The 3,333-nt window shown below is 49.5% G+C and carries 4 protein-coding genes; all 4 read left to right on the forward strand.

The features are described 5' to 3' along the window. Positions 1 to 205, forward strand: a 205-nt coding sequence (locus tag OXG87_14240) for a hypothetical protein (protein ID MCY3870711.1), incomplete at its 5' end; no start/stop codon positions are given. Positions 206 to 393: 188 nt separating this feature from the next. Beyond that, entirely contained in the window at positions 394 to 834 is a 441-nt protein-coding gene (locus OXG87_14245; GenBank protein MCY3870712.1) for a ribosome maturation factor RimP, read from the forward strand. Between the two features lie 21 nt (positions 835 to 855). Beyond that, positions 856 to 2,196, forward strand: coding sequence for a transcription termination factor NusA (gene nusA, locus OXG87_14250; protein ID MCY3870713.1), 1,341 nt, complete (start codon positions 856 to 858; stop codon positions 2,194 to 2,196). 6 nt (positions 2,197 to 2,202) lie between these two features. After that, on the forward strand, positions 2,203 to 3,333 hold a 1,131-nt coding region (locus OXG87_14255; GenBank protein ID MCY3870714.1), incomplete at its 3' end, for a translation initiation factor IF-2 N-terminal domain-containing protein.

The raw sequence follows: 3,333 nt of genomic DNA on the forward strand, positions 1-3,333 counted from the left end.
GGCAATTAAGGACTTACTCTATGCCCAGAAATACACGATTCAAGGGGCGGTTGAAAGGCTGAAGATAGACCGCAGTTTATGGGAGAATCAGAGTATTGAAGACGCGACGTCTCATGTTGAAAATCCACTGGTTGAATTACGGCGCATGTTGCTCGAACTCAAGCAACTTATAGGAGGTGTAGAGGTATCGGATGCCGGGAAATAAAACTTGCATTATACTATATAGTTTCTTATATTCAAATTCTGAATTAAAGAGTGGGCTTTTGCCCACTCTTTTGAGTATATGGGGTGTAGCTATTAGAACTACCAACCCCGATTAAGGCACAGATACACGCGCAGCCTGGATAGCCATACTCCACAAGGCGCAGTAAAGCGGCGGTTTTGAGTTATTCAATGCTTATCGAAGACACCCTGACCCATCTAATTCTTCCGCTTCTCAATCGTCGGGATGTCGAGTTGGTTGAATTGGCTATCTCTGGCGATTATAGACGAAAAATCGTCCGCATCTTTGTCGATCGTCCCGATGGTATTACAATTGACGAATGTGCTACACTCAGTCGAGATATTGCAGATATATTGGATACGCGAGATCCGATTGACAGCACATATCTGCTCGAAGTTTCATCTCCGGGCTTGACGCGCCCCTTAAAGACGGACCGCGATTTTGAGCGGGTGGTCGGCAAAACGTTGCGCCTTGTTGTGGATGGCCTCGGTGTTGCAGTTGGAACGCTCTTGCAGGTCAAATCCGATCATCTCGATGTCGAGCTACAGGGTGAACGAATCACTATTGAACGCGCAAAAATTCAGAAAGCCACTGTGCATTTTGAGTTGTAATTGGTCGAGGAGGAGCCGCACTTGAATTACGAAGTTCTCGAAGCGTTAAGGCAAATTGCCCAGGAAAAAAATGTCAACCGCGATCTGGTTATCGAAACCCTTGAAATGGGACTAATCTCTGCGGCAAAAAAGCGGTTTGGAACCGGGGATAATGTCGAAGTCAACTTCGACAACAACTCTGGAGAGATCATCGTTGAAGCGGTCAAAGAAATTGTTGCCGATGACTCAGTCGAAGACCCGGGAATCCAAATTGGCGTTACACAGGCGCGCAAAGCAGACACCGATGCAAAGGTCGGTGGGGAAGTGAGACTTCGCCTCAACTTTGCCGATTTTGGGCGCAATGCGATTCAAACGACAAGGCAGGTACTCGTCCAGAGAGTCAGGGAAGCCGAGCGCGAGAAAATCTACGAAGATTATCAGGGGCGTATTGGAGAAATTATTTCGGGAACTGTGCAGCAAATTAGTCGGGGCGATATTCTCGTCAATCTGGGGCGAACCGAAGCTGTTATTCCGCTTAAAGAGCAAATCAGAAAAGAACGCTATCGGCAGGGGGATCCCGTTCGTGCGTACTTGCACGATGTTTTGCGTACAGCCAAAGGTCCCCAGGTGGTATTGAGCCGTACACATCCCGCATTTCTCGAAAAGCTCTTCCAGCTTGAGGTTCCTGAAATTTATGAAGGTGTTATAGAAATAAAAGCCGTTTCTCGCGAACCGGGGGTGCGGGCCAAAATAGCTGTTTACTCTAATGATGCGCGTATTGATCCCGTGGGGGCTTGCGTGGGTATGAAAGGCTCGCGCGTACAGGCTGTGGTGCGTGAATTGAGTAGCGAACGCATAGATATTGTGCCCTGGAGTGACGACGAAGCGATCTTTTTGTCACGTGCGTTGAACCCCGCCACAGTTCGCCGCGTGGTGATTGACCGGCGTGAAAAACGCATGTCGGCTATCGTCGATGATGATCAGCTTTCTCTGGCTATTGGAAAAGAGGGCCAGAATGCGCGTTTGGCATCACAGTTGACTGGCTGGCACGTCGATATCATGACTGAAACCCGTTATGACGAAATACAAGCTGAACGCCTGGCTACAACAGTGCCATTGGCCGAAGTAGCCGGCACTGGTCAAGTGACGCGAGACCGCCTTGAAGCCTCGGGTATTATGTCTGCCAATGACCTCGTCCGTGTATCCTTAAATACGTTGCTCAATGTGCCTGGCATCGGCGAAACGACGGCTGAAAAATTGCGAGAGACCGCACAGGAAATTGTCAATGCAAAAGTATCTGCTTACCGCGAAGAAAAAGCGCTTTTACAAGCAGAGGCAGAGGAAGCAAAATCCACTGAAAACACATCTGAAAATGACGAATGATCGGAGGTGAGCCTATTGGCGAAGACAAAAAGCAAAACAACAGTTAAGAAAAAACGAGTTTACGAGATTGCGCGCGAGTTCAATTTGTCGAGCGTCGCAATGGTTGAGCAGATTAGAAGCCTCGGTTTTGAAGTCAAAAATCACATGGCGGTCTGTACGACTGAAATGGTCGAGGCGGTACAGGAGAAGTTTGATTCAGAACGCCAGGCGACGCGGCGAAAACTCAGGCGCAAAGATAATGAAAAAAAAGAAAGCGAGATTCGCGAGCAAAAACCTCGCGTGAGCCGGCTCCGTTCGACTCAGTCTGATAAAAAAACCGGGACCAGCGGCGAAAGCAGGCGACGCCCGAGGCGCCGAAGACGCCGAACGGATTATCCGACAGTTGTCGTAGAAGATGTCAGTCAAACGCCGGTGCTGCCAGAACCCGAAACAAAAGCGCCAGAACCCAAACAAGAAAAACCCGCAGTAAAGGACGAGGTCAAGCCTGAAGAAAAGCCCGTACAGGAAAAGAGAAGTCGCACGAGGTCTCCGCGAAAACGTCGTCGCAGACGCAGACGTCCTGTTGTTGATGAGCGCGAAGTATCAGAAAATGTGCGTCGAACACTGGCGCAAATGTCGAGTGGTGCTGCACCACCACGGGTGCGCCGTCGCCGTCGGCAAGACAGTGAAGAGCCCGAAGAAGGGACCACAGATGGGCAAGTTCTCAAAGTCAATGAGTTTACAACCATTGGCGAACTTGCCTCTCAGATGGATGTGCGTCCCACAGAAGTCATCACACAATGCCTCAAATTGGGCATGGTGGTAACCATCAACCAGCGTCTCGATATGGACACCATCACGCTTGTTGCCGATGAATTTGGTTTCGGCGTTGAGGAACTCGAAGAATACGGCGAAGAGGTATTGGCAGCAGCAGAGATAGAAGCGTCTGGAGATAGTCTAAAACCAAGGCCTCCGGTGGTTACAATTATGGGGCATGTGGATCACGGCAAAACATCACTTTTAGATTATATCCGAGAGACCAATGTGATGGAAGGTGAAGCTGGCGGCATTACGCAGCATATTGGTGCGTATCACGTTGAACTTGGTGATGGTCGTGAAATCTGTTTTCTCGATACGCCGGGGCACGAAGCTTTTACG

This window comes from Gemmatimonadota bacterium (assembly GCA_026706845.1).
GTDB lineage: Bacteria > Latescibacterota > UBA2968 > UBA2968 > UBA2968 > VXRD01.